The organism is Nocardia crassostreae (assembly GCF_001613405.1).
GTDB classification, from domain to species: Bacteria; Actinomycetota; Actinomycetes; order Mycobacteriales; family Mycobacteriaceae; genus Nocardia; species Nocardia crassostreae.
This window is the reverse complement of sequence record NZ_BDCH01000029.1, coordinates 15,437-36,699: the sequence shown is the minus strand read 5'-3', so window position 1 is coordinate 36,699 and position 21,263 is coordinate 15,437. Positions and strand designations below refer to the sequence as shown.

Here is a 21,263-nt window from a genome sequence, read left to right as displayed (position 1 = left end):
CCGATTTCCTATTCTCGCAGCTGATTACTGAGTGGTGAAGCCGCCGTCGGCAATGAATTCCGAACCGGTGCTGTAGGAGGATTCGTCGGAGATGAGGAACAGCACCAGATTGGCGAGTTCCTCGGGTGTGCCCGGCCGGGCAATGGGCTGGTGTGCCGCGATATTCGCGGAGCGATCGGAACTGGCGACCATCTCGGTGGCGACGATGCCCGGATGCACCGAGTTGACCCGGATATTGTCCGGCGCGAACTCCTGCGCCGCCGTCTTCGACATGCCGCGCACCGCCCACTTGGACGCCACATAGCCGAGGATATTGGAGTAGCCGATGATCCCGCCGGTCGACGAGATATTCACGATGGAGCCGACGCCCGCGCGGCACATGGAGCCGACCACGGCCTTCATACCCAGGAACACACCGACCTGATTGACATCGATGACCTTGCGGTAGTCACCCTCGGAGAGCTTCTCGATCGGGTCCACGTGCACAATGCCCGCATTGTTGACCAGCCCCGACACCGGCCCGAACGTCTCCTCGGCCCGGACCACCACCTCGTTCCAGGCCGTCTCGCTGGTCACGTCCAACGGCAGGAACAGCGCATTGGTCCCGAGTTCGGCGGCCAGCGCGGCCCCGGCCTCCACGAGCACATCGGTTATGACCACCGTCGCGCCCTCGGCCGCGAGCTTGCGGGCGAAGGCCGCGCCCATTCCGCGCGCACCGCCGGTGACGATGACGTTCTTGCCGGTTACCCGTCCCATGCTCACCACTCCTAGTTCTTCGCGGCGGTCGGAGCCGAATTCTGTTGTGCGGCACCGTGCTTGGCGGCCCGCCGGACCGGTGCGGCCGGAGCCTCCCCGGCCGGTTCGTGATCGGCCATGTGGTTGGCCGCGATATACCCGAACACCATGGCCGGACCGATGGTCGCGCCCGCACCGGCGTAGTCGTTACCCATGACGGCGGCCGAATTATTGCCCGCCGCATACAGACCCGCGATGACATCGCCCTGCTCGTCGAGCACGCGCGAGTGCTCGTCGGTCACCAGTCCGCCCTTGGTGCCGAGATCGCCGGGCACCATTTCGACCGCGTAGAACGGCCCGCGTTCCAGCGGCGCGAGCGTCGGATTGGGCTTGACCGTCGGATCGCCGTAGTAGCGGTCGTAGGCGGAGTCGCCGCGCTGGAAGTCCTCGTCGCGACCGGCTCTGGCGAACCCATTGAACCGCTCGACCGTCGCGACCAGCTTGTCGCCCGGAATGCCGAGCTTGGCGGCCAATTCGGCGAGGGTGTCGGCCTGCTTGATGATGCCCTTGTCGTAGTACGCCTGCGGCAGTGGGCGTTTGGGGAAGTTGCCCAGGAACAGATACCGATCGCGGAAGTTCTGATCGAATATGAAATGCGCCGGAATGCTGCCGACCCCGGCCGCCTCCTGCTCGTACATCGTGTGCACCACATTCACATACGGCGCGGATTCATTGACGAAACGCTCACCGAGGTCGTTGACCAGAATGGCGCCGGGCTGCGGCCGCTCGGCCAGGCAGAAGAACGGCGGCCGGTTCTCGGGGCTGCGCACCGACGGCCCCCACCAGGCGTCGTCCATGAGATCGACTGCGCCACAGGCCTTCTGACCAGCGACGATGCCTTCGCCGACATTCTCGGTCGCACCGACGGTCCATTCGGTGGACTGCGGGCCGGGAATGTACTGCTTGCGCATCTCCAGGTTGTGCTCGAACCCACCGGCCGCGAGCACCACGCCGCGGCGCGCCTTGATGGTGACCGGCTTGCCCTCGTGCTCGGCGTGAATGCCGACGACCGCGCCGCCCTCGGTAATCAGTTCCGTGAGCGGCGTATTCAGCCATACCGGTACGCCCGCGTCCCGCAGCGACAGCCACAGCCGAGCGGCCAGGGCCTTGCCCAGACTCAGCGGCGCCGCACCCTTGGCCAGGGCCAGCGCGGTGCGCGCGCCGACCTTGACGGCGGTCTTCTTACCCGCCCAGGTGCGGGCGATCATATTCAGGTCGTGGAAGTCCTTGACCGTGATGGCAATGCCCTTGGGCGCGGACATGGTCGGCTGATTGATCTTGTGCAGATCACCGCCGAGCAGCCGCCCGTCGATCACCTTGGGCTCGATACTGCGCCCCTGCGCCAGACCGCCCGGGAATTCCGGGTGGTAATCCGAGTAACCGCGGTCGTACTCGAACTCCCAGTATTGCGAGCGGCCGCCGAGGTACTCGAACATGGCCGGGCCGTTGTCCAGGAACGCACGCTACTTGGCCTACGGAACCCGTTAGCCGACAACGGATTTCAAATAGGTAGCCGCCATGGTCGGGCTGTCCGGCACCCCGGCGTCCCGCAGCACCGGATTGTTGGGCACCCAGATACCGCCGCCCGAGCGCGCGGTGGAGCCGCCGAACAGGCGGCTCTTCTCGATGAGGGTGACCGACAGGCCACGGTAGGCGGCGGTCAGCGCGGCGGTCATACCCGCGGCGCCGGAACCCACGACCACGACGTCGAATTCGAATTCCATGAAGTGTCTGTCCTCTAGTAGCCGCAACTGGTGAGCATGCCGCCGTCGACGACGAATTCGCCGCCGGTGCAGTAACTCGAGGCGTCCGAGGCCAGGAACAGCGCCACCTCGGAGACCTCGACCGGCCGACCCCAGCGCGGGATGGGCAGTTCGGAGAAGAAACTGTTGCCGTCCACCCCGGACGCGCCCGCCACGGACGCGGTCATGGGGGTGGCGATGCCGCCGGGATGAATGGAGTTCACCCGGATACCCGAATGCCCCAGTTCCCGGGCGGCGGACTTGGTGAGCCCGCGCAGCGCGAATTTGCTCGCACTGTATGCGGACAGCCCGGCAGCGCCGACGAAACCCTCCACCGAGGACACGTTGACGATGGAACCCCCGCCGGCGGCGATCAGGGCGGGCGCGGCGGTCTTGATGCCGAGGAACGAGCCCGTCACATTGATGCCCTGCATGGTGTTCCACTCGTCCAGGCTCATCTCGAGGATGCGCTTGAAACGCAGAATGCCCGCATTGTTGACCAGCACATCGAGTCGGCCGAAGCGGGTGGTTGTCTCGGAAACCGCTGCTAGCCAGTCATTTTCGCTGGTAACATCGTGGTGCACATAGTGAACGGACGCGCCCAGCTCGACCGCGAGGGCCTTACCTTCCGCGTCGAGCACATCACCGAACACCGCCCGCGCGCCCTCGGCAGCGAAACGGCGCACATGCTCCGCTCCCATACCGCGCGCACCGCCGGTAATCAGCGCGACTTTCCCGTCCAGCTGTCCCACAGGTTCCCGTCCTTCCTCAGCGTTTCACCCGACGCTAAGACGGCGGTTCGGCGCCGGGCAGGTGTGGTCCCGGCCACTGAGACATCCGAATGACCTGAGGCTATGAGTACTGAACTATTCCGGTTAGGCATAGCGAGGAGTCCCGATGAAGTTCTCCATGATCTTCGAAGCGCAGATGGCCGATCCCACCGCCGAACACGAGGCCCAGGTGCTGCGCGACTGCGTGGAACAGGCGGTCCTGGCCGACCAGGTCGGCTTCGACACGGTGTGGGCGGTCGAGCACCACGGGCTCAAGTGGTACGCCCATATGAGCGCCCCCGAAGTCTTCCTGACCTGGGTGGCCGCCAAGACCGAGCGCATTCGCCTCGGGCACGGCGTGGTCTGCATGCCGTTCAACTTCAACCATCCGGTGCGCACCGCCGAACGCGCGGCCATGCTCGACGTGCTCTCCGGCGGCCGCCTGAATCTGGGCGCGGGCCGCGGCGCGACCGCCGTCGAAACCTCCATGTGCGGAGTCGATCCCGAGCGCACCTATCAGGAGGTCGAGGAATCGCTGCGCATGATCGCCACCGCCTGGCAGGATCCGGAAGCCGAATTCGAGTACCACGGTGAGCTTTTGGATATCGATCCGCATCATCTGCTCCCCCGGCCCATCCAACGGCCCCGTCCGCCGCTGTTCATGGCCTGCACCAAGAAGGACACGCTGAAACTGGCCGCCGAATACGGAATCGGCGCGCTGGTCCTGGGTTTCGCGGGCATCGAGGAGATGGCGGAACTGCGCGGCATCTACGACGCCGCCATTGCGGCCCGCACCGGTGAACGCTTCGTCTCCACCGTCGTCAACGACCATTTCGCGGCCGTGTGCCCGACCATCGTCCTGGACGATCGCGGGCGCGCCCAGCAGATCGGCGCGCGCGGCCAGCGATTCTTCGCCGAATCCGTCAAGCACTACTACGGCGCGGGCCCGCTGCCCGAGGACGCCGAGGAGCCGGTCGCCGACGAGGTCGCCAAGATCAAGCAGGCCGCCGCGGAACACATCGCCTTCCTGCACGAGGCCAAGATTCCGGCGCCCCCGGCCGCCACCGCCATCTTCAATATCGAGCACGCCTACGGCACCGCCGACGACGCCATCGCCTATGTCGAGCGCCTCCAGGAGGCGGGGGCCGACGAGATCCTGTGCCTCATTCAAATGGGCACCGTGCCGCAGGACGCGTGCCTGGAAACCATTCGTCAGTGGGGCGAGAAAGTCATCCCCCACTTCCGCAATAACGAGTAGAAGGAATCGAAATGGCTGATCTGCACGGCAAAGTCGCCTTGATCACCGGTGCGGCGCGCGGCCAGGGCGCGGCCGAGGCGCGACTGTTCGCCGAGCGTGGCGCCAAGGTCGTCATTACCGACGTGCTCGAGACCGAGGGCAAGGAACTCGCCGAATCCCTCGGCGACGCAGACCGTTTCGTGCGTCACGATGTCACCGACGCCGAGAGCTGGTCGGCGGCCGTCGATACCGCCGTCTCGACCTTCGGCAAGCTGGACGTGCTGGTCAACAATGCCGCCATCTACACCATGAAGCCCATCATGGAAACGGATTCCGCTGAGCTGGAACGCATTCTGAAGGTCAACCTGGTCGGCGCCTTCAACGGCATCAAGGCGGCGGTCCCCGCCATGATCGCGGCGGGCGGCGGCTCCATCGTCAATATCTCCTCGCAGTCCGGCCTCGAGGGCCTGATGAACCACTCCGCCTACGGCTCCTCCAAATGGGCGCTGCGCGGCCTGAGCAAGGTCGCCGCGCTGGAACTGGGCTTGTCCCAGATCCGTGTGAACTCCGTCTATCCCGGCACCATCGCCACCCCGATGGTGCCGTACCTGACCACCGGACCGGGCAGCTTCCCCACCCTGCCGCTGGAGCGCACCGGCCTGCCCGAGGAGGTCGCCGAACTGGTCGCCTTCCTGGCCTCCGATGCCGCCGCCTACATCACCGGTGCCGAGGTCGCCGTGGACGGCGGGCTCGCGGCGGGCAAGTTCATCCCCCGCGGCATGTAGCCGATACCGAACGGCCAGTAAGGAATTCGACATGTCCCTATCACCCGAATGGCGGAGCTTCGCCGACGCCGCCACCGCCGCCTTCCCGGCTCTGGGCACCGAGGTGCTCGACGCCGCCGAGGCCCGGGCCTTCCTGGCCGCTCGCCGCGCACCGGCCGTCGCACCCGTTCCCGTCGCCGAGGTGGAGGATTGGCTGGTGCCCGGCCCGGTCGGCGCGCCCGAGGTGCCGGTGCGGCTCTACCGCCCGCTCGCGGCCAAGTCCACGCCCGCGGTCGTCGTCTTCTATCACGGCGGCGGATTCGTCCTGTGCAGCCTGGACAGTCACGACCGCTTCTGCCGCACCATGGCCAATGAAGCGGGCGTCATCGTGGTCTCGGTGGACTATCGCCTCGCCCCCGATGCCCGCTTCCCGGCCGCCGCCCAGGACGCCTATGCCGTCCTGCACTGGGTGGCCGACCATGCCGAATCCCTGGGCGGGGATCCGGCGCGCATTGCCGTCGCCGGGGACAGCGCGGGCGGCAATCTCGCCACCGTGGCCGCCTTGCAGGCTCGCGACAACGGCGGCCCGGATATCGCCTTCCAGATGCTGCTGTATCCGATGCTGGACCCGGTCTGCGATTCCGGCTCCTACACCGGCAATGCCGAGGGCTACTTCACCACCGCCGCCCACCTGCGCTGGTACTGGCGGCAGTACCTGAACTCGGACGCCGACAAGACCGACCCGCTGGCCAATCCCCTGGTGGCCGACCTCGCCGGACTTCCGCCCGCCTATATCGCCACCGCCGAATTCGATCCACTGCGCGACGAGGGCGAGACCTACGGGCGACTGCTGCGCGACGCGGGTGTGAACAGTGAGATTCACCGCTGGATCGGGACCATTCACGGCTTCATGTCCATAGCCTTCCACCTGCGAGAAACCCAGCGCGCCAATACGTCCGCGTTCACCGCGCTGCGCAGGGCGCTGGCCCGCAGTGGCGCATCTTTGCCAACCTCTGGCTGACCGTCCCCGGAACCGATTAGCATCGCTATCGTTCATTCGCTTTGAAACACCGGGGATTCTCTTGTCGGTAGCACACATCACCACCATTACCGCGACCGTGGCGGCCGTCGGCGCGCTGGCCACCGCCGGGCTCGCCCAGGCGGCTCCGCGGTACTACGGCACCATTGCCCTGTCCCAGCTCAAGGGCACCGCCGTCGCCACCACCGATGACTCGAAGGTGGGCGCCGACGCGGCCGCGATCAAGGACTGCGCCAGCTACGACTGCGATATCGTGCTGCGCTTCGACGACGGCTGCGGGGCGATCGCCCGCGGGGCCGACGGCAAATGGGGCTGGGCCGACGCCGGATCCCGCGCCGAGGCCGAGCAGATCGCGATCGCGAGCCTGGGCGAGAGCGCGCCCGCGTTCCCCGACCTCGGCAGCGCCAGCCCGCGCGCGGCCACGGTCATCGCCTCCGCCTGCACCCCGAACACGGAATAGCCCGGGGCGCAAGCACTTCAGCGGTGGTGGCGCGCTTCGTACGCGGCGCGCTCCGCGGCGCGCCGACTGGCGCGCGCCGGATTCTCCAGATCGGCGGGCAGCCCGTGCCTGGCGAGCCGGTGCGCGCGATTCATCGGCATGTAGGCGACGATGTAGAACAGCGCCAGCAGCACGGCCAGCAGGATCATGGCCCCGCGCAGCCACAGCTCCCCCGGAAACAGCAGGAATGCCGCGAAGATCGGCGTCAGCGGCACCAGCCCGCGCACGAGATGCCGCGGGAAGGCGAATCTCCCGGTGAGGTCATTGCGAACCCACTCTTGCATGGAGTCCGGCAGCCGCCTGCCGCAGCTGTAGCCGATCCATTGAATCGGATTGGGGCGCTTCATTTCCGGGCCGCCTCGTTGACGCGGGTGAGCACATCGCGCAGCTCTTCTAGATCGGCCAGGCTCACCCCGCCCGCGCCACCACCGCGGGCGGAATCTTCTCGGCTTCCTTGCGCAGCGGCCATCCCGCGTCGGTCAGGTCGATCACCAGATTCCGCTCATCGTGCGCGTCGCGCCGCCGCGTGATCAGCCCCGCCGCCTCCAGCCGCTTCAACAGCGGTGACAGCGTCGGCGAATCCAGCTGAATGGCCTCGCCGATATCCTTCACCGACATCGGCGCCTCGCCCCACAGCGCCAGCATCACCAGATATTGCGGATGGGTCAGCCCCATCGGTTCCAGTAGCGGCCGATAGACCGCCAGCACCGCCCGATTGGCCACGGCCAGCGCGAAGCACACCTGCCGGTCCAGCCGCAGCGGATCGTCGATATCGAGCCCCACCGGATCCTCCTCTCACCGTTAGCGTCATAATAGTTAATGCACTAACGATTGGTACGCAAACCAGTAGTCGCGCACGTCACAGACCGCAAAGTACGAGAGTCGATCGCTGAAAAATTGCGAAGGACCGGCCAAGATCAGCGAATCGCCACGCAGTTACGCGATCTCCACATGTTTCGGTCGCTCGAATGCTTTGATGCACGCAGTGTGCTGACAGATTGCGGCAATCGCCCATCTCAGTCCCGCGCTCGTCCCGATCGATCCGCCGCGTTTCGACGACAGGAGATCAGATTCGATGAAGCGTGCGATCCTCGCCGCCGCTCTGACCGCCGGGCTGTTACCGGCCGCCTGCGGCCAGGACCCGGCCCGTGACCCGCAGCCCCAGCAGCCGCCACCGCAAACGCTGACCGTCGGCATCAAATTCGACCAACCCGGCCTGTCCATGCGCGGTCCCGACGGCAAACCCGCGGGCTTCGACGTGGACACCGCCGTCTACATCGCGGGCAAGCTCGGCGTGCAGCCCGAGCACATCATCTGGCGGGAGGCGCGCTCCGAGCAGCGCGAGGACCTGTTGAACTCCGGCACAGTCGATTTCGTCGTGGCCTCCTACTCCATCACCGCCGCCCGCCAGCAACTGGTCTCCTTCGCCGGTCCCTATCTGATCGCCGGACAGGACCTGCTGGTGCGCCAGAGCGAACGCGCCATCGACCGCCCCGAGGACCTCAACGGCCGCGTCGTCTGCACCGCCGAGGGCTCCACCTCCGCCGACAAGATCCGCCGCAGCTTCGCCCACGGCGTCAAACTCGCCATGCGCGACACCTACGCCCAATGCGTCGCCGACCTCATCGAAGGCACCGTCGACGCCGTGACCACCGATGACGTCATCCTGGCGGGTTACGCCCAGGAACATCCCGGCGTGCTGCGCGTGGTCGGTCATCCCTTCCGGCGTCGGCGTCCGCAAGGGCGATCTCGACCTCCAGGGCCGCATCACCACCGCCATCCGCATGATGATCGACGACGGCTCCTGGCGCCGCGCCATGGCCACCCACCTCACCGCCACCGGCTTCCAGCCCTTCCAGCCGCCCATCGTCTTCAACGCCCCCGACAAGGCCGTCAACCCCGGCGACCCCACCACCCTCGACCCCGACCTCGTACACGCCACCCGCGCCGTGGCCGCCACCTCCAACGCCCGCGACCGGGAAGGCTTCCGCTCCCTGGTCTGCCCCGAGAACGCCGACGCCATAGACGAAATCGTGCTCCGCTACACCCCCCACTACGACAAACACCTCGGCCCCGAAGTCAAAACCGCAGGCTTCACCAACACCATCACCGGCGTAACCCAAACCGACCCCGACTCCGCCACTTTCGTCTTCCACGAAGCCTTCAGCAACGTCCCCGAGAAATACCGCCACTACTTCAAAGACATCGACTACACCGGCACCATGATCCGCCGCGACGGCGCCTGGAAACTCTGCTCCCTCGCCGCCGATTTCGTCGAACCCTGAGCTCAGGAAGGGGATATATCGGACTACTTAACAGGAAGCATCTCGCACATCCGTTCGAGATCGATACTCTTCCAGCATGTTTGATCTCACGTCTCCCGAGGTCTCGTACATGGTCGGCCTGTTCCAGACCGACGGAACGCACTCCGGCAGCACGTCAGGTAAGGGTCGATTGACCATCGAGTTGGCCGACCGCGACGCCAGCCTGCTGCCGGATTTACAGCGGCTAATACCGGTCCACTCACATATCGGCACTCGAACTAGACAAACGAACTTCCAAAGCATGTATCGCACGGCCTTTCTGCACATCTACTCACAAGAGGCACGTGCAGAATTCGAACGATTCGGCGTACTTGTCGGCAGGAAGTCGAACATTGTCCGGCCGCCATCGGAAGACTTCTGCCGACCGGACTACCTGCGTGGAATTATCGACGGAGACGGATCCGTCGGATTCACGGGTAAGGGTTATCCGTTCGTCAGCATTGTCACAACGAGTCCATTTCTTGCCCAACATATCTGCGCGGAGATCGCAGCCGTATGCGGCGTAGAACGCACGGCTCGACGCAACCAGCGAGATGGCGCCTTCAACATCATGGTGGCGAGCGGAGCAGCAGTGGCACTAGCCGAATGGTGCTATCCACCAGGCTGTCTAGCCTTACCTCGAAAGCGGACCGCGGCACGCGAGGTCGTTTGCTGGACGGCACCGAACAACCGGTTTGGCCGAGTCCAAAAGCCCTGGACAGCAGAAGAAGACGCATTGCTGTCCACCTGTTCGATAGCAGAGGCAGCCGCATTGCTAGGTCGAACGAAACAGAGCGTCAATCTCAGGCGCTGGAGACTGCGTAAGCAATCCGCCTAACAACCAGCGGTACTACTGGCAGGCATGCGACATGAATTAACCCGCATACCTGCCGTTTTCGGTGAGACGATTTCCGGTCACAATGACAATGCGGCGGGACAGATCGTCGGAATAACTCCCCTGCTGGCGCCCATGCAAGGGCGTATCGGGGCGATCTGTCCCCATCGCCAGCTCGATGCGCACGCGGTCGTATGTGGCGCGCGGCAAGGGGAATCCCGACTCGTTCCAGCCCGCGTCGCACGGTGCGGGACGGCGGATGAGCCGGAATGCGGCCAAGCGGCAGTTCACCGTCGCGGATCTCATCGCACAGACCGAAGGGAGGGAGTCGCGGAAGGATCAGGGCGTCGTGGACGAGATTCCGGCGGCGTACAAGGACATCGATCAGGTCATCGCGGCGCAGGCGGATCTGGTGGATGTGGTGGCGACGCTGCGGCAGGTGCTCTGTGTGAAAGGGTGAGACGGACCGGAGGGGTGTGCGGGTCGCCCGCGCACCCCTCCGCGACGTTCAGCGGCGGCGGAAGGTGGCCGCCAGGCCCGCGCCGATCAGGAGGAAGCCGACAATGAGCGTGAATCCCGTTTGCAGCCACTGATACAGCGCCACGTGCAGTTCGTCGGAGAGGCCGGGCAGATCGTTGATCAGCCCGAAGGTGTCGTTGGGGAAGATCAGGTGGATGAGGCCCGGCAGGACGCCCCAGACGAAACCCGCGACCACGGCGGCGGCTGGCGAGTAGGCCGCCATGACGGCGACCACCAGAAACAGGGCCGCGCCGAACAACAGTTGCAAGGTCGAGCCCGCGCGGTCGGCGAACTCGCCGAGGATGACCCACTGCCGCATTTCCGCCGCGCCCTGGGCGGCCAGGGCGATGCCGATGGGGGTGACGATCAGGCTCGCCGCCGTCCAGCTCACGGTGCGGGAAAACGTTCCCTTGCTACTGAACTGCGCGCCCGGTGGCGTCCACCCCGCAGGCGATGGGAACTTCTCGGGCATCCTGGCCTCCTGCACCCCCTTGGGACACCCTTCGTCCCCGGATCTCTATTGTCCGTCCGGGCAAGCGATTCCGCGCGATCTTGACGGCACCGCAACCAAGGCGCACCTCGCGCGATACGCAGCGGCTACAGGGTTAGCGGCTGGCCTGTCGGCAGGATGTGTACGGCCGTGTCCGGTGCGCGATCGGCCGCCGCCGCACGGAAGATTTCCGCGCCCTGGCGGTTTCCCTTGGTAATGATTCGGTCGCCGATCGGGCCGCTGGAGAAGGCGTAGTGAATGGGGACGGCGATCTGCGGGCGCAGGGCGCGGGTGAGATCGGCGGCCTCCTCGGCGTCCATGACGACCTTGTGGTTCAGGGCGGGGCGGATGCGCAGACCGTTAACGGGTAGCAGGGCGAGATCCAAATCCGGGAAACGCGTGGCGATTTCGTCGAGTTCGGCTATGCGGAGGGTATCCGCGCCGAAGAAGACGGTGTGGCCGTCGGCGCGGAGGACGAAGGTCACCTCCGGGACGCCGTGACTCGCGGGCGCCGCGGTGACCTCGACCGGGCCGAGGCGGGTTCGCTGCCAGGGTGCGAGTTCGACGACATTGGTGAAACCGGCGGCGCGGACCTTCTTGGCGAGGCCGGGAGCGACCGCGAAAGGCACGGCCTTGTCCGGATAGCCGATCAGATTGTCGAGATCGCAATGGTCGTAGTGGCCGTGGCTGATGACGACGCCCGCGAGCTCCGGCAAATCGGCAGCGGTGGCAATGGCGCGCGGTTCGCCGTGGCGATAGAAGCGAGTTTCGGAGAACCAGGGGTCGGTGAGAATGCGGGCGCCGCCGAAGTCGAGCAGGACGCTGGCGTGGACTACGCGGGTCACTGTGAGCATGAAGGATCCCTAACAAGACAGCCGTCTGCTTACAGCTGTCAGTAGACACTTGTCTTGTTAGACTGTCAAGGTGTCGAACGAATCTCCCGCCACCCGCAATCGCAACCGCCGCGGCGAAGGCGCCCGACTGCGAACCGAACTCGTCGAGGCAGCCAGTCGGTTGCTGGAGGATCTGGAAGGAGTGGAGGCGCTGTCGCTGCGCGCCGTCGCCAGGAAGGTGGGGATCGCACCGCAGAGTTTGTATCTACACTTCGCTGATCGTCAGGATTTGCTCACGGCGGTGTACGTGGTTCGGTTCGCGGAATTACACGAGGTGCTTATTGCCGCGGTCGATGCACACGCGGAAGACCATGCGGACGAACAGCTCTCGGCGCTCTGCCGGGCTTACGTGGAATACGGATTAGAACATCCGGGGCATTACCGGGTCCTCTTCGGGACGGCCGGAACACCCGGGTGGGAACCCACCCTGGATCGAATGCCGGGTCTGGCAACGTTTCAACTGCTCGCAGATTCGGTGGGCGCATGCGGGAGCGCTGATCCCGCCGCAACCGCCGCCTGCATCTGGGCGGGAATGCACGGGCTGATCATCCTCCGACAGGATCGGCCCAGCTTCCCCTGGCCACCGATGGAGACCCTGGTTCGCACGATGGTAAGTGCACATCTAGCCGCCGCACACTGAGAGGTCGCGGCCGACCTGACCAGCGCGAAGCGGGAGGGCTGGTCCCCATCACCGCCTTGGCCCACATCCCATAACAGGGTTGGTCCACCAGCAGGCCGGGGTCTTTCCCGCCATCTCGTCCTGTCCGCCGAAGGCGAACCCCGAACCACAGGTGACGCAAGCCCGTCCGCTACACACAGCGGTCGACAGCAATCCTGTTGGCAGAGTTCTATCCGCCGCGCACAACAAGGTAACTGCAGGGAAGGGTATTGGTGCATGTCTGGGTGGGTTTGGGCCGTCTCGATTTTGGACTGAGCGGAGCGTGCGTCGGAGCGGGGGAGCGAAGCGGAGGAGCTCCGGCGTGCGCGGAGGGAGGGAAAAATCGAGACTCAGGGGCCCAAACCCCGCCCGGAGCGAAGCGGAGGGCAAATTAAACACAGCACGAGCGATTCTTGAGGGCCGAGCTGGGGCGACAGGATTGACAGCTCACCCGCAGCATGCATTCCAGGATCGACAGGGAGCAACACCGGAGTGTTGGGGTGCGAGGTTCCGGGGTTGCTCCGGGCTGTCGGCGGGGTGAGGCACGATGGAGCGCGTGACCTCGATCGGCGCGACCTCGACCACAACCTCCGGCGACTTGCGGGAGGATGCCGAACGGCTGCTGCGGGAGCTGGCGGGGGTAGGGGCGCGGCTACGGGAGGATCAGTGGACCGCTATCGAGGCGCTGGTGGTGCAGAAGCGACGGGCGTTGGTGGTGCAGCGCACAGGGTGGGGCAAGTCCGCGGTGTACTTCATTTCAGCGAAGCTGTTGCGGGCGGCGGGCCGGGGGCCAACAGTGATCGTGTCGCCATTGCTGGCGCTCATGCGTAACCAGGTAGCGGCCGCCGAGCGGGCAGGAGTAGTCGCGGCGACCATCAACTCCGGCAATGTCACCGAGTGGGATGAGATTCACGCTCGGGTGGCAGCCGGGGAAGTCGATGTCCTGCTGGTCAGCCCAGAGCGATTGAACAATCCGGACTTTCGCGATTCGGTCCTGCCGAAGCTGGCCGCCGACGCAGGCCTGGTGGTGATCGACGAGGCGCACTGCGTGTCCGACTGGGGACATGACTTCCGCCCCGACTATCGGCGGATTCGCACGCTCATCGCCGATCTCGGCTCGGACGTGCCGGTGCTGGCCACCACCGCCACCGCCAACGACCGGGTGGTGACCGATGTGGCGACGCAAATCGGCACCGACACCCTGGTGCTGCGCGGAACGCTCGACCGAGAATCGCTGCATCTGTCGGTGGTGCGCATTCCGGATGCGGTGGAACGGACGGCCTGGCTGAGCAAGCGGCTGCACGACCTCCCCGGATCGGGCATCGTGTACGCCCTGACCGTCGCGGCGGCCCACGATCTGGCGGATGTGCTGAATTCGCACGGTCATCACGTCGCCGCCTATACGGGCCAGACCGATCCCACCGAGCGCGAAGCCCTCGAAGCGGCGCTGCTGAACAACGAAGTCAAGGCCCTCATCGCCACCTCCGCGCTCGGAATGGGTTTCGACAAGCCCGATCTCGGGTTCGTCGTGCACGTCGGTGCGCCCTCCTCGCCGATCTCCTACTACCAGCAGGTCGGCCGTGCGGGTCGCGGTACCGAACGCGCCGAAGTGGTGCTGCTGCCCGGGCCCGAGGATCGCCGCATCTGGAGCTACTTCGCCTCCGTGGCGTTTCCACGTGAGCACGTGGTGCGGTCGGTGCTCGACGCGCTGGATTCCAATCGCGCCATGTCCACCGCGGCCCTGGAACCGCTGGTCGAGCTCAACCGGTCCCGCTTGGAGATGGTGCTCAAAGTCCTCGATGTGGACGGTGCGGTACGCCGCGTACGCGGCGGCTGGATCGGCACCGGCCAACCTTGGCGATACGACACCGAACGCTATGAGCGGCTGAGCATTGCGCGGGAATCCGAGCAGCAGGCCATGGTCGACTATCAATCCACCGGCGAGTGCCGGATGAACTTCCTGCGCGGCCAACTCGACGATCCGGGCCTCACGGCGGACGCTCCGGGCTGCGGGCGCTGCGACAATTGCACCGGAACCCGCCAGGACACCGCCGTCGACACCGCCGACCTGGCCGCGATTCGCGCCCGGCTGGACCGGCCCGGTATCGACCTCGCGCCGCGCAAACAGTGGCCGACGGGGATGGCGAAGCTCGGAATCTCCTTGTCCGGCAAGATTTCCAATGGGGCGGAGACGGGGCGGGTACTGGGCCGCCTCAGTGATCTCGGCTGGGGGCAGCGGCTGCGCGGGCTGCTCGACGGCCCGGACGGGCCCGTTCCGGAAGAAGTCTTCAAAGCCTGCACCATCGTGCTGCGCGAATGGGATTGGGCGCAGCGGCCGACCGCGGTCATCGCCCTGGACAATCCGCGGCATCGGCAGCTCACCACCTCCCTCGCCGCCCGCCTCGCGCAGATCGGGCGGTTGCGCGATCTGGGCGTGCTGCACTTGCGCCCGGATATTCCACCGATTTCGGCCGCCAATTCCGCGCATCGGGTGGCGGCTCTCCACAATGCCTGGGAGACGCCCGATCTCAGCGCGGTGGACGGGCCGGTTCTACTCGTCGACGCGGTGACCGACAGCGGCTGGACGCTGACCATGGCCGCTCGAACTCTGCGCTCGGCCGGTGCCGATGCGGTGCTGCCCTTCGCCTTGGCGACGCCTTCCTGACGAGTGCCGGGCATACAGGCCCCGATCTGGGGATATCTCACCGGACAGTAGAATCGGCGGGGCGGAAGGAGGCGATCATGACGGAACCGGAGCCGCGCGACGCCGAGCCCGATCCCCGTGCGCACTGGCGGCGGCTGCCCGCCGAGCCGACGATCTGGATCGAGGAGAAGGCGGTCGATCCGGGTGCTTTCGCGCACGGTGTGCCGCATGTGGACGAGACCGAGGACTTCGTCCGGAAGTACGGGCTGGGGTTCTAGGCGTCCTTCGCCAGGCCGCGTTCCTTCAGTCCCGCAAGGGAATCCACGTATTGGAGCATGAGGCGCGCGAATTCGAGGCGGTCCTGCTCCGACCAGTCCGCGGTGATGTAGTCGAAGGCGTCGCGCTGGTGTTTGCGGAAGCGCGTCATGAGGTCGCGGCCGTCGGCGCTGAGTTCCAGGACCGTGCGGCGGCCGTCCTGCTGGGAGGCGGCGCGCACGAGATAGCCCGCTTTGATGTTGTCGCTGACCATGCGGCTGGCGACCGAGGGGTCGACGCCGAGGAGTTCGGCGACCATGCCGACGGTGACCTCTGTGTCCTTGCTGTGTTCCAGGACCAGGTTGAGCACGAGGGTGCGGCTCAGGTCCTTGGCGGAGATGGGGTTCTCCACCTCGAGTAGCGAGGTTCGCCGCAGCTTGCTGAAGGCCGGGCCTACCGCGTTGAGCAGGTCGTCGGCGGTTCGCGTGGGCTTTGGGGTCATATGCGCATCGTATATCCATGAGGGGATGAAGACATGTGTTGACACGCAATCATGTGCATGACAGCATGTATATGTATGGAAACACATACATTGACTCTCGAATGGAGAACTTCATGACCACCCTCGTCACCGGCGCTCGCGGCAAGATCGGCCAGGCCATCATCGGCGCTCTCGCGGCCGCTGAACTACCTGTTCGCGCAGCCAGCGCGGATCCGGCCGCCCTCACCGTCCCCGCCGGAGTCGATATCGCCGAGCTTCGGCTCGATGCTCCTGAGACCTTCGAGGGCGCTTTGAAGGGCATTACCCAGGTCTTTCTCTATCCCGAACCGGCGGGCATCGACGCCTTCATTGCCGCCGCTGAAGAGGCGGGGGTGGAACACGTCGTTCTGCTGTCCTCCTCGTCGGTTCTCGGGCCCGACGCAGAAACCGACCCGCTGGCTATACACAATCTGGCTGTCGAAAGGGCGCTGGCGGGTTCGGGGCTCACGGTCACCGTGCTGCGGCCGGATAGCTTTGCCACCAATGCTTTTGGGTGGGCTCACTTCATCAGCAAGGGGCTGCCTATCGAGCATGCTTATCCGGATGCGGCCATGGCGGTCATCCACCCGGCGGATATCGCGGATGTCGCTGTCGCGGCTCTGACCGGGGGTGACTTGTGCGGGCGCACTGTGACTCTCACCGGGCCTCAGCTGCTCAACTTCCGGGAACAGCTCGCTGTCGTGTCCGAGGTCCTCGAGCGTGATATCCCCATGCACCAGATCACCCGGATTGAAGCCGAGCAGCACATGGGCCAGCACATGCCAGCCGCTTTTGTTGGCTCGTTGCTCGACTACTGGGCCGCCGCAACGAACAATCCTGCACCTGTTGCCGATACCACCGAGAACCTGCTCGGAAACCCGGCACGCACTTTCTCCCAGTGGGTTCGTGAAAACGCAGATGCGTTCTCGCGCCAGTGATTACTGGTGAGACAAGCCTGGCTTGAACCGGCCGGTATTGCGAGTACCCGCCGACAGACCAACCCCAAAGTTGCTCACTGCCAAGCGCATAACAGACCATATCGACCGGCTGGTGCCGCAAGACTGTGGATGCGCAAACGGTTTCGAGGGCAATTCCTCCAAGAACCGCTCGTGCTGTGTTTAATTTGCCCTCCGCTTCGCTCCGGGCGGGGGTCGGGGCCCCGAAGTCTCGATTTTTCCCTCCCTCCGCGCACGTCTGTGCTCCTCCGCTTCGCTCCCCCGCACAGACGCACGCTCCACTCAGTCCAAAATCGAGACGGCCCCGACCCTGACAGAACTGCTCGAACGGAATTCCCTGCAGTTACCGCGCTTTCATGGCGGGGTAGAAATCTGTCAACAGGATTGCTGTCGACCGCCTTGCGCAGCTGACGGGCATGCGTCAACCGTCGTTCGGGGTTCGCCTTCGGCGGACATTTGCGGCCGTGGGAAGACAAGCAAGAACAACACTCGCCAAGTTCGTCGTGGCATATCTGCAATGTCCGCCGGAGGCGAACTGTCGTTGACTGTTGGTGCAATCCCATGCGCGTGTCATGCCAGTTCGTCTTGGTGTAGGGAATTCTCTTCGGGCAGTTCTGTCAGGGTTGGGGCCGTCTCGATTTTGGACTGAGTGGAGCGTGCGTCTGTGCGGGGGAGCGAAGCGGAGGAGCACAGACGTGCGCGGAGGGAGGGAAAAATCGAGACTTAGAGGCCCGAACCCCCGCCCGGAGCGAAGCGGAGGGCAAATTAAACACAGCACGAGCGATCCTGATCAGACCAGCCCTCTCACCTCTCGGGTGCGCTCATCACTCGAATGAAATCCCCTGCAAGTCATGCACATTCGCGCGATTCAGCATCACCACCGAATCCTCGCTCGGGCAGACATTACTCCCGTCGTCTCCATGGCCGGTATTCGTCAACCCGGTCGCAGCTGGTCCATTGCGCGTTCGCCTGCGGCGGACCGCGGTGCGGTCTTCTAACACAATTGGTTTCAGCTGCGCTCGGTGCGCAGCTCCTCTTCTGCAAGGTAATTCATGTCTACACTTACGGCCGCTGGCTCGCGTGCCGCGGTGCGCGCCCGCTGGGCTGTGCTCGCCGTTGTTCTCTTCGCTTCCATCCTTGATCTGCTCGATGCGACCATCACCAATATCGCTGCGCCTACCATTGCCGCTGATCTCGGCGGTGGGGCCGCGCTAGTTCAGTGGCTCGGCGCTTCCTACTCGCTTGCGATGGGGGTACTTCTGGTTGTTGGTGGGCGGCTCGGCGACAAGTTCGGGCGGCGGCGGCTGTTTCTGATCGGGATTACCGGCTTCACAGTTGCTTCCATCGCATGTGGGGTTGCGTTCGATCCCTCTTCCGTCATCGTGTTCCGGGTGCTGCAAGGTGGTTTCGGGGCGCTGCTCATCCCACAGGGGTTCGGGATTCTCGCTGCGGTCTTTCCCCGCGATGAACTTGCCAAGGCTTTCGGGGTTTTCGCGCCTGCGCTCGGGCTGTCTGCTATCGGCGGGCCGCTGCTTGCTGGGTTCCTCATCGACGCGGATCTTTTCGGGCTTGGCTGGCGGTCGATGTTTTTGATCAATATCGTGCTCGGCGGGCTTGCTATCGGGCTTGCTGTTCGGCTGCTCCCCCGGGACTCCGGTGATCGCGGTGTGGCCGTGGATGGTCTCGGTTCCGGATTGCTGGCGGCCGCCATGTTGGGTGTGCTTTACGGGCTGATCGACGGGGCCGCACACGGCTGGTCGGCTGGGCCTGTCTTGTCCTTCGTTGCCGGGCTCGTCTTCTTCGTGTTGTTCGGGCTGCGCCAGCGTGCTGCCACCAGCCCCTTGATCGAGCCGTCGCTGCTGCGGAATCGCGGATTCACCTCTGGGCTGTTGCTCGGCTTGGTCTACTACGCTGCGACATCCGGGCTGCTGTTCGTGTTGTCGCTCTACCTGCAGGATGTGCTGCACCGGAGTCCGGCGCAGACGTCGCTCGGGCTGGCGCCCATTGCCGCTGGCATCATTGTCGCTTCGATCGCGGCGCATCAGTTGCTTGCTCGCCTTGGTCGGAAGCTGGTTGCCATCGGGCTGGGGCTCACGTTGATCGGCACGCTCACGTTGCTGGCTCTGGTCGCGGCCGCCGAGCCCGCACCTTGGATGCTCATCGCCCCGGTATTTCTCACCGGCCTCGGTCTGGGCGCCTGCTTCGGCAGCATCTACCAGGTCACCCTCGGCGATATCGATCCGAGCGAATCGGGTAGTGCCAGTGGGTCGCTGTCGGCGGTGCAGCAACTCGCCAACAGTCTCGGGGCGGCCGCCGTCACCACCGTGTATTTCCACACCACCGGTGGCGCCACGGCCGCCTTGGCCACCGTTGCCGGTATCACCGCTGTGTGCTGCGTCGTGGTCCGGCTGTTGCCTCGCCACGCCCTCCGCGAGTCGCACTGAACGGTCCGCGTGTTCGGCCGACGCGCAGCTGATCGCCCGTCCTACTCCGCGGGGCGGGCGTAGGCTGCTATCGGTCCGCGACAATCGCGCCGACTGTGGGAGTTCGCCATGGCATCCGCGTCATCCAGGGTTCCGCCGCTCCCGGTGCTGCGCGCACTCGGGTTGTTCCGCGATGAGCTGGCCGCGCTGCACCGGCGGCTGGTGCCGGGGCCCGTCGCGCTGCTGGAGCTGCAGATGACAGGGTTTCTGTCGCAGGCCATCTATGCGGCGGCGGAGCTCGGGATCGCCGATGCGCTGGACGGCGGAGCAAAGCGGCCGGAGGAGCTCGCGCGCGCTGTCGGCGCGGACGAGGATGCGCTGCGGCGGCTCATGCGGCTGCTCATCAGCTTCGATATCTTCAAGCAGCGGCGCGACGGGGCCTACGCCCTGACGCCGATCGCGCGCGGGCTGCGCGGCGACGCCGATGTCTCGCTGCGGGATCTGATTCGATTCTTCGGGTCGGAATACCACCGCGATCGCTGGACCCATCTGGTCGATTCGGTGCGCACCGGACGGCCCGTGAACGAGGTGCGCGGGGATCAATCCTTCTTCGAATACGCTGCGGCACACCGGGATCTGGGTGAGCTGTTCGATCGCGGCATGACCAGCGTGAGCACGCTGTCGGTGGAACCGCTGCTGGCCGCCTACGATTTCGGGGGTTTCGGCACCCTCGTCGATGTCGGCGGCGGGCAGGGCAGCCTGCTCGTCGATATCCTGCGGCGCGGAACGAGCGGGCACGGCATCGTGTTCGACCTGCCGGAGGTGGTGCGGGACTTGCCGGGACGCTTTGCCGAACTCGGTCTGGAGGAACGGATTTCGGTGGAATCCGGATCGTTCTTCGAGGCCGTGCCCAAGGGCGGCGGCGCCTATATTCTCAAGCACATTCTGCACGACTGGTCCGAGGCCGAGGCCGAATCGATTCTGCGCACGGTGCGCACGGCCATGGAACCCGATGCCGCATTGCTCGTCATCGAGGTCGTACTGCCCGAACACGGGCGGCCGCACGCGGGCAAGTTCATCGATCTGGAGATGCTGGTGCGGGCCACGGGGCGGGAACGCACCCTGGCGAAGTATCGGAAACTACTGGAACACACCGGGTTCCAGCTGGAACGCGCCGTCGGCACCGCAGCGCCCGACACCATTCTGGTGGCACGTCCGGCGCGGTGACCCCCCGCGCGCGGCGCGGCGACCACTGACGCGCCTCGCAACGGTGACCGGCCCCCTGCGCCGATCACCGCCCCACGCCACGCACCCCTGCCATCATGCCGCGCCCGCTCTCACGCGGAACGCCGCATGCGCGCCTCGACGACCCCGGCCGCCCGGTCGGTCCAGCCATCGGCCAACTGCGCCAGCAGAAACCACGCCGCATGCACCTGTTCATCCGACACCTGCTCCGCTGTCCGCAGCAGGTGCACCGCCCGCACGTGTGCGGCCGCCATCGCGTCGATCATCGCCCCGAGGGATTCGGCGCGCGCTGCACCCCTCCGCAGCGCCCGGCTCGCCACCCATTCGTCGATGAAAGTGACGACCCGGGAACGTAGTTCGTCGATGCCACCCGCATCACCGGGCTGATTCCGGCGGGCCAAATGCAATTCGGCCAGGGATCGGGCCCAGCGGGTCACCGGATGGTCGTCGGCCTGATCACCGATATGACCGCAGAAGGCGGCCAGCAGTTCATGCCAATCCGGCAGCAGGGGGCGATTCTCGAAGACGTTCTCACGACCACTCGCCCGCCACTGTGAATTGTCCGGTTCGGATATGTACATCCCTACCTCCACGGCGGTGCGGGCGCACCCGGCGCTCCGCGTGGCGGAAGCCGGACCGCGAGCCCGGTGCGGCAAGGGCGGACCGCACCGGATCC

General features: G+C 65.7%; 19 protein-coding genes and 4 pseudogenes. 14 read left to right on the top strand and 9 right to left on the bottom strand.

Annotated features, from left to right (window positions below; genetic code table 11):
- Window positions 1-24: 24 nt before the first annotated feature.
- The 3 genes and pseudogenes from NC4_RS28465 to NC4_RS28450 form a co-directional block, all read right to left on the bottom strand.
- The gene (locus NC4_RS28465; RefSeq protein ID WP_067544769.1) at window positions 25-756 is read right to left on the bottom strand and encodes an SDR family NAD(P)-dependent oxidoreductase; all 732 of its coding nucleotides are present in this window, start codon (window positions 754-756) and stop codon (window positions 25-27) included.
- An 11-nt stretch (window positions 757-767) separates the two neighbouring features.
- Window positions 768-2,519: pseudogene (gene kstD / locus NC4_RS28460) on the bottom strand (3-oxosteroid 1-dehydrogenase).
- A 14-nt stretch (window positions 2,520-2,533) separates the two neighbouring features.
- Window positions 2,534-3,289 carry a glucose 1-dehydrogenase gene (locus NC4_RS28450; protein ID WP_067544307.1) on the bottom strand — a complete coding sequence of 252 codons (756 nt, stop codon included), beginning with the start codon at window positions 3,287-3,289 and terminating at the stop codon, window positions 2,534-2,536.
- A gap of 145 nt (window positions 3,290-3,434) precedes the next feature.
- Here NC4_RS28450 and NC4_RS28445 point away from each other — a divergent pair, with 145 nt between their 5' ends.
- From NC4_RS28445 to NC4_RS28430, 4 genes are all read left to right on the top strand, one after another.
- Window positions 3,435-4,565 carry an LLM class flavin-dependent oxidoreductase gene (locus tag NC4_RS28445; protein WP_067544306.1) on the top strand — a complete coding sequence of 377 codons (1,131 nt, stop codon included), beginning with the start codon at window positions 3,435-3,437 and terminating at the stop codon, window positions 4,563-4,565.
- Window positions 4,566-4,576: 11 nt separating this feature from the next.
- Complete coding sequence (locus NC4_RS28440) at window positions 4,577-5,329, top strand: glucose 1-dehydrogenase (RefSeq protein ID WP_067544305.1); 753 nt, start codon at window positions 4,577-4,579, stop codon at window positions 5,327-5,329.
- A 31-nt stretch (window positions 5,330-5,360) separates the two neighbouring features.
- On the top strand, window positions 5,361-6,329 hold the full coding sequence (gene lipP1 / locus NC4_RS28435) for a LipP1 family hormone-sensitive lipase (RefSeq protein WP_067544304.1): 969 nt from the start codon (window positions 5,361-5,363) through the stop codon (window positions 6,327-6,329).
- A 61-nt stretch (window positions 6,330-6,390) separates the two neighbouring features.
- A complete protein-coding gene (locus tag NC4_RS28430; protein ID WP_245721984.1) occupies window positions 6,391-6,807 on the top strand; it encodes a DUF4189 domain-containing protein in 417 nt (138 codons plus the stop codon).
- Between the two features lie 17 nt (window positions 6,808-6,824).
- Here the strand turns inward: NC4_RS28430 and NC4_RS28425 are convergent, their stop codons facing one another.
- Together NC4_RS28425 and NC4_RS28420 are read right to left on the bottom strand one after the other, a co-directional pair.
- Window positions 6,825-7,193: a DUF5313 family protein gene (locus NC4_RS28425; protein ID WP_067544303.1), complete on the bottom strand. Its 369-nt coding sequence runs from the start codon at window positions 7,191-7,193 to the stop codon at window positions 6,825-6,827.
- A pseudogene (locus NC4_RS28420) lies at window positions 7,190-7,629 on the bottom strand (MarR family winged helix-turn-helix transcriptional regulator). Before NC4_RS28420 ends, NC4_RS28425 begins: the two are co-directional and overlap by 4 nt.
- Before the next feature lie 292 nt (window positions 7,630-7,921).
- Here NC4_RS28420 and NC4_RS45240 point away from each other — a divergent pair.
- The 4 genes and pseudogenes from NC4_RS45240 to NC4_RS28405 form a co-directional block, all read left to right on the top strand.
- A pseudogene (locus tag NC4_RS45240) lies at window positions 7,922-8,377 on the top strand (transporter substrate-binding domain-containing protein); the annotation flags it as partial.
- Between the two features lie 124 nt (window positions 8,378-8,501).
- Window positions 8,502-9,131 (top strand): hypothetical protein, encoded by a 630-nt coding sequence (locus NC4_RS45235; protein WP_157555275.1) that lies wholly within the window; start codon window positions 8,502-8,504, stop codon window positions 9,129-9,131.
- Window positions 9,132-9,207: 76 nt separating this feature from the next.
- On the top strand, window positions 9,208-9,987 hold the full coding sequence (locus NC4_RS40610) for a hypothetical protein (RefSeq protein WP_157555274.1): 780 nt from the start codon (window positions 9,208-9,210) through the stop codon (window positions 9,985-9,987).
- 163 nt (window positions 9,988-10,150) lie between these two features.
- Window positions 10,151-10,444 (top strand): annotated as a pseudogene (locus tag NC4_RS28405) (RtcB family protein); the annotation flags it as partial.
- Between the two features lie 48 nt (window positions 10,445-10,492).
- Here NC4_RS28405 and NC4_RS28400 read toward each other — a convergent pair.
- Window positions 10,493-10,975 carry a hypothetical protein gene (locus NC4_RS28400; protein ID WP_067544295.1) on the bottom strand — a complete coding sequence of 161 codons (483 nt, stop codon included), beginning with the start codon at window positions 10,973-10,975 and terminating at the stop codon, window positions 10,493-10,495.
- A 125-nt stretch (window positions 10,976-11,100) separates the two neighbouring features.
- On the bottom strand, window positions 11,101-11,847 hold the full coding sequence (locus NC4_RS28395; protein ID WP_067544291.1) for an MBL fold metallo-hydrolase: 747 nt from the start codon (window positions 11,845-11,847) through the stop codon (window positions 11,101-11,103).
- 70 nt (window positions 11,848-11,917) lie between these two features.
- Between NC4_RS28395 and NC4_RS28390 the strand changes: the two genes are divergently transcribed.
- The 3 genes from NC4_RS28390 (at window position 11,918) to NC4_RS28380 (ending at window position 15,466) form a co-directional block, all read left to right on the top strand.
- Window positions 11,918-12,526, top strand: coding sequence for a TetR/AcrR family transcriptional regulator (locus NC4_RS28390; RefSeq protein WP_067544290.1), 609 nt, complete (start codon window positions 11,918-11,920; stop codon window positions 12,524-12,526).
- Window positions 12,527-13,109: 583 nt separating this feature from the next.
- Window positions 13,110-15,209 (top strand): RecQ family ATP-dependent DNA helicase, encoded by a 2,100-nt coding sequence (locus NC4_RS28385; protein WP_439957568.1) that lies wholly within the window; start codon window positions 13,110-13,112, stop codon window positions 15,207-15,209.
- Between the two features lie 77 nt (window positions 15,210-15,286).
- Window positions 15,287-15,466: a hypothetical protein gene (locus NC4_RS28380; RefSeq protein ID WP_067544288.1), complete on the top strand. Its 180-nt coding sequence runs from the start codon at window positions 15,287-15,289 to the stop codon at window positions 15,464-15,466.
- Here NC4_RS28380 and NC4_RS28375 read toward each other — a convergent pair.
- Complete coding sequence (locus NC4_RS28375; protein WP_067544286.1) at window positions 15,463-15,945, bottom strand: MarR family winged helix-turn-helix transcriptional regulator; 483 nt, start codon at window positions 15,943-15,945, stop codon at window positions 15,463-15,465. The genes NC4_RS28380 and NC4_RS28375 overlap by 4 nt on opposite strands.
- Window positions 15,946-16,058: 113 nt before the next feature.
- On the opposite strand from NC4_RS28375, the gene NC4_RS28370 reads away from it, so the two are divergent.
- From NC4_RS28370 to NC4_RS28360, 3 genes are all read left to right on the top strand, one after another.
- Window positions 16,059-16,901 carry an NAD(P)H-binding protein gene (locus tag NC4_RS28370; RefSeq protein WP_067544765.1) on the top strand — a complete coding sequence of 281 codons (843 nt, stop codon included), beginning with the start codon at window positions 16,059-16,061 and terminating at the stop codon, window positions 16,899-16,901.
- Between the two features lie 1,070 nt (window positions 16,902-17,971).
- Window positions 17,972-19,363 (top strand): MFS transporter, encoded by a 1,392-nt coding sequence (locus tag NC4_RS28365; protein WP_067544285.1) that lies wholly within the window; start codon window positions 17,972-17,974, stop codon window positions 19,361-19,363.
- A gap of 108 nt (window positions 19,364-19,471) precedes the next feature.
- On the top strand, window positions 19,472-20,569 hold the full coding sequence (locus NC4_RS28360; RefSeq protein ID WP_067544284.1) for a methyltransferase: 1,098 nt from the start codon (window positions 19,472-19,474) through the stop codon (window positions 20,567-20,569).
- A 110-nt stretch (window positions 20,570-20,679) separates the two neighbouring features.
- On the opposite strand, the gene NC4_RS28355 is transcribed toward NC4_RS28360, so the two are convergent.
- The gene (locus NC4_RS28355) at window positions 20,680-21,168 is read right to left on the bottom strand and encodes a DUF4254 domain-containing protein (protein WP_245721983.1); all 489 of its coding nucleotides are present in this window, start codon (window positions 21,166-21,168) and stop codon (window positions 20,680-20,682) included.
- Window positions 21,169-21,263: the final 95 nt, after the last annotated feature.

Coding starts and splice junctions, on each gene's coding strand:
- lipP1 (WP_067544304.1), top strand. CDS start 5,361: ATGTCCCTATCACCCGAATGGCGGAGCTTCGCCGACGCCGCCACCGCC.
- NC4_RS28400 (WP_067544295.1), bottom strand. CDS start 10,975: ATGCCCGAGAAGTTCCCATCGCCTGCGGGGTGGACGCCACCGGGCGCG.
- NC4_RS28425 (WP_067544303.1), bottom strand. CDS start 7,193: ATGAAGCGCCCCAATCCGATTCAATGGATCGGCTACAGCTGCGGCAGG.
- NC4_RS28360 (WP_067544284.1), top strand. CDS start 19,472: ATGGCATCCGCGTCATCCAGGGTTCCGCCGCTCCCGGTGCTGCGCGCA.
- NC4_RS28355 (WP_245721983.1), bottom strand. CDS start 21,168: ATGTACATATCCGAACCGGACAATTCACAGTGGCGGGCGAGTGGTCGT.
- NC4_RS28440 (WP_067544305.1), top strand. CDS start 4,577: ATGGCTGATCTGCACGGCAAAGTCGCCTTGATCACCGGTGCGGCGCGC.
- NC4_RS28375 (WP_067544286.1), bottom strand. CDS start 15,945: ATGACCCCAAAGCCCACGCGAACCGCCGACGACCTGCTCAACGCGGTA.
- NC4_RS28445 (WP_067544306.1), top strand. CDS start 3,435: ATGAAGTTCTCCATGATCTTCGAAGCGCAGATGGCCGATCCCACCGCC.
- NC4_RS28465 (WP_067544769.1), bottom strand. CDS start 756: ATGGGACGGGTAACCGGCAAGAACGTCATCGTCACCGGCGGTGCGCGC.
- NC4_RS40610 (WP_157555274.1), top strand. CDS start 9,208: ATGTTTGATCTCACGTCTCCCGAGGTCTCGTACATGGTCGGCCTGTTC.
- NC4_RS45235 (WP_157555275.1), top strand. CDS start 8,502: ATGACGTCATCCTGGCGGGTTACGCCCAGGAACATCCCGGCGTGCTGC.
- NC4_RS28395 (WP_067544291.1), bottom strand. CDS start 11,847: ATGCTCACAGTGACCCGCGTAGTCCACGCCAGCGTCCTGCTCGACTTC.
- NC4_RS28380 (WP_067544288.1), top strand. CDS start 15,287: ATGACGGAACCGGAGCCGCGCGACGCCGAGCCCGATCCCCGTGCGCAC.
- NC4_RS28365 (WP_067544285.1), top strand. CDS start 17,972: ATGTCTACACTTACGGCCGCTGGCTCGCGTGCCGCGGTGCGCGCCCGC.
- NC4_RS28370 (WP_067544765.1), top strand. CDS start 16,059: ATGACCACCCTCGTCACCGGCGCTCGCGGCAAGATCGGCCAGGCCATC.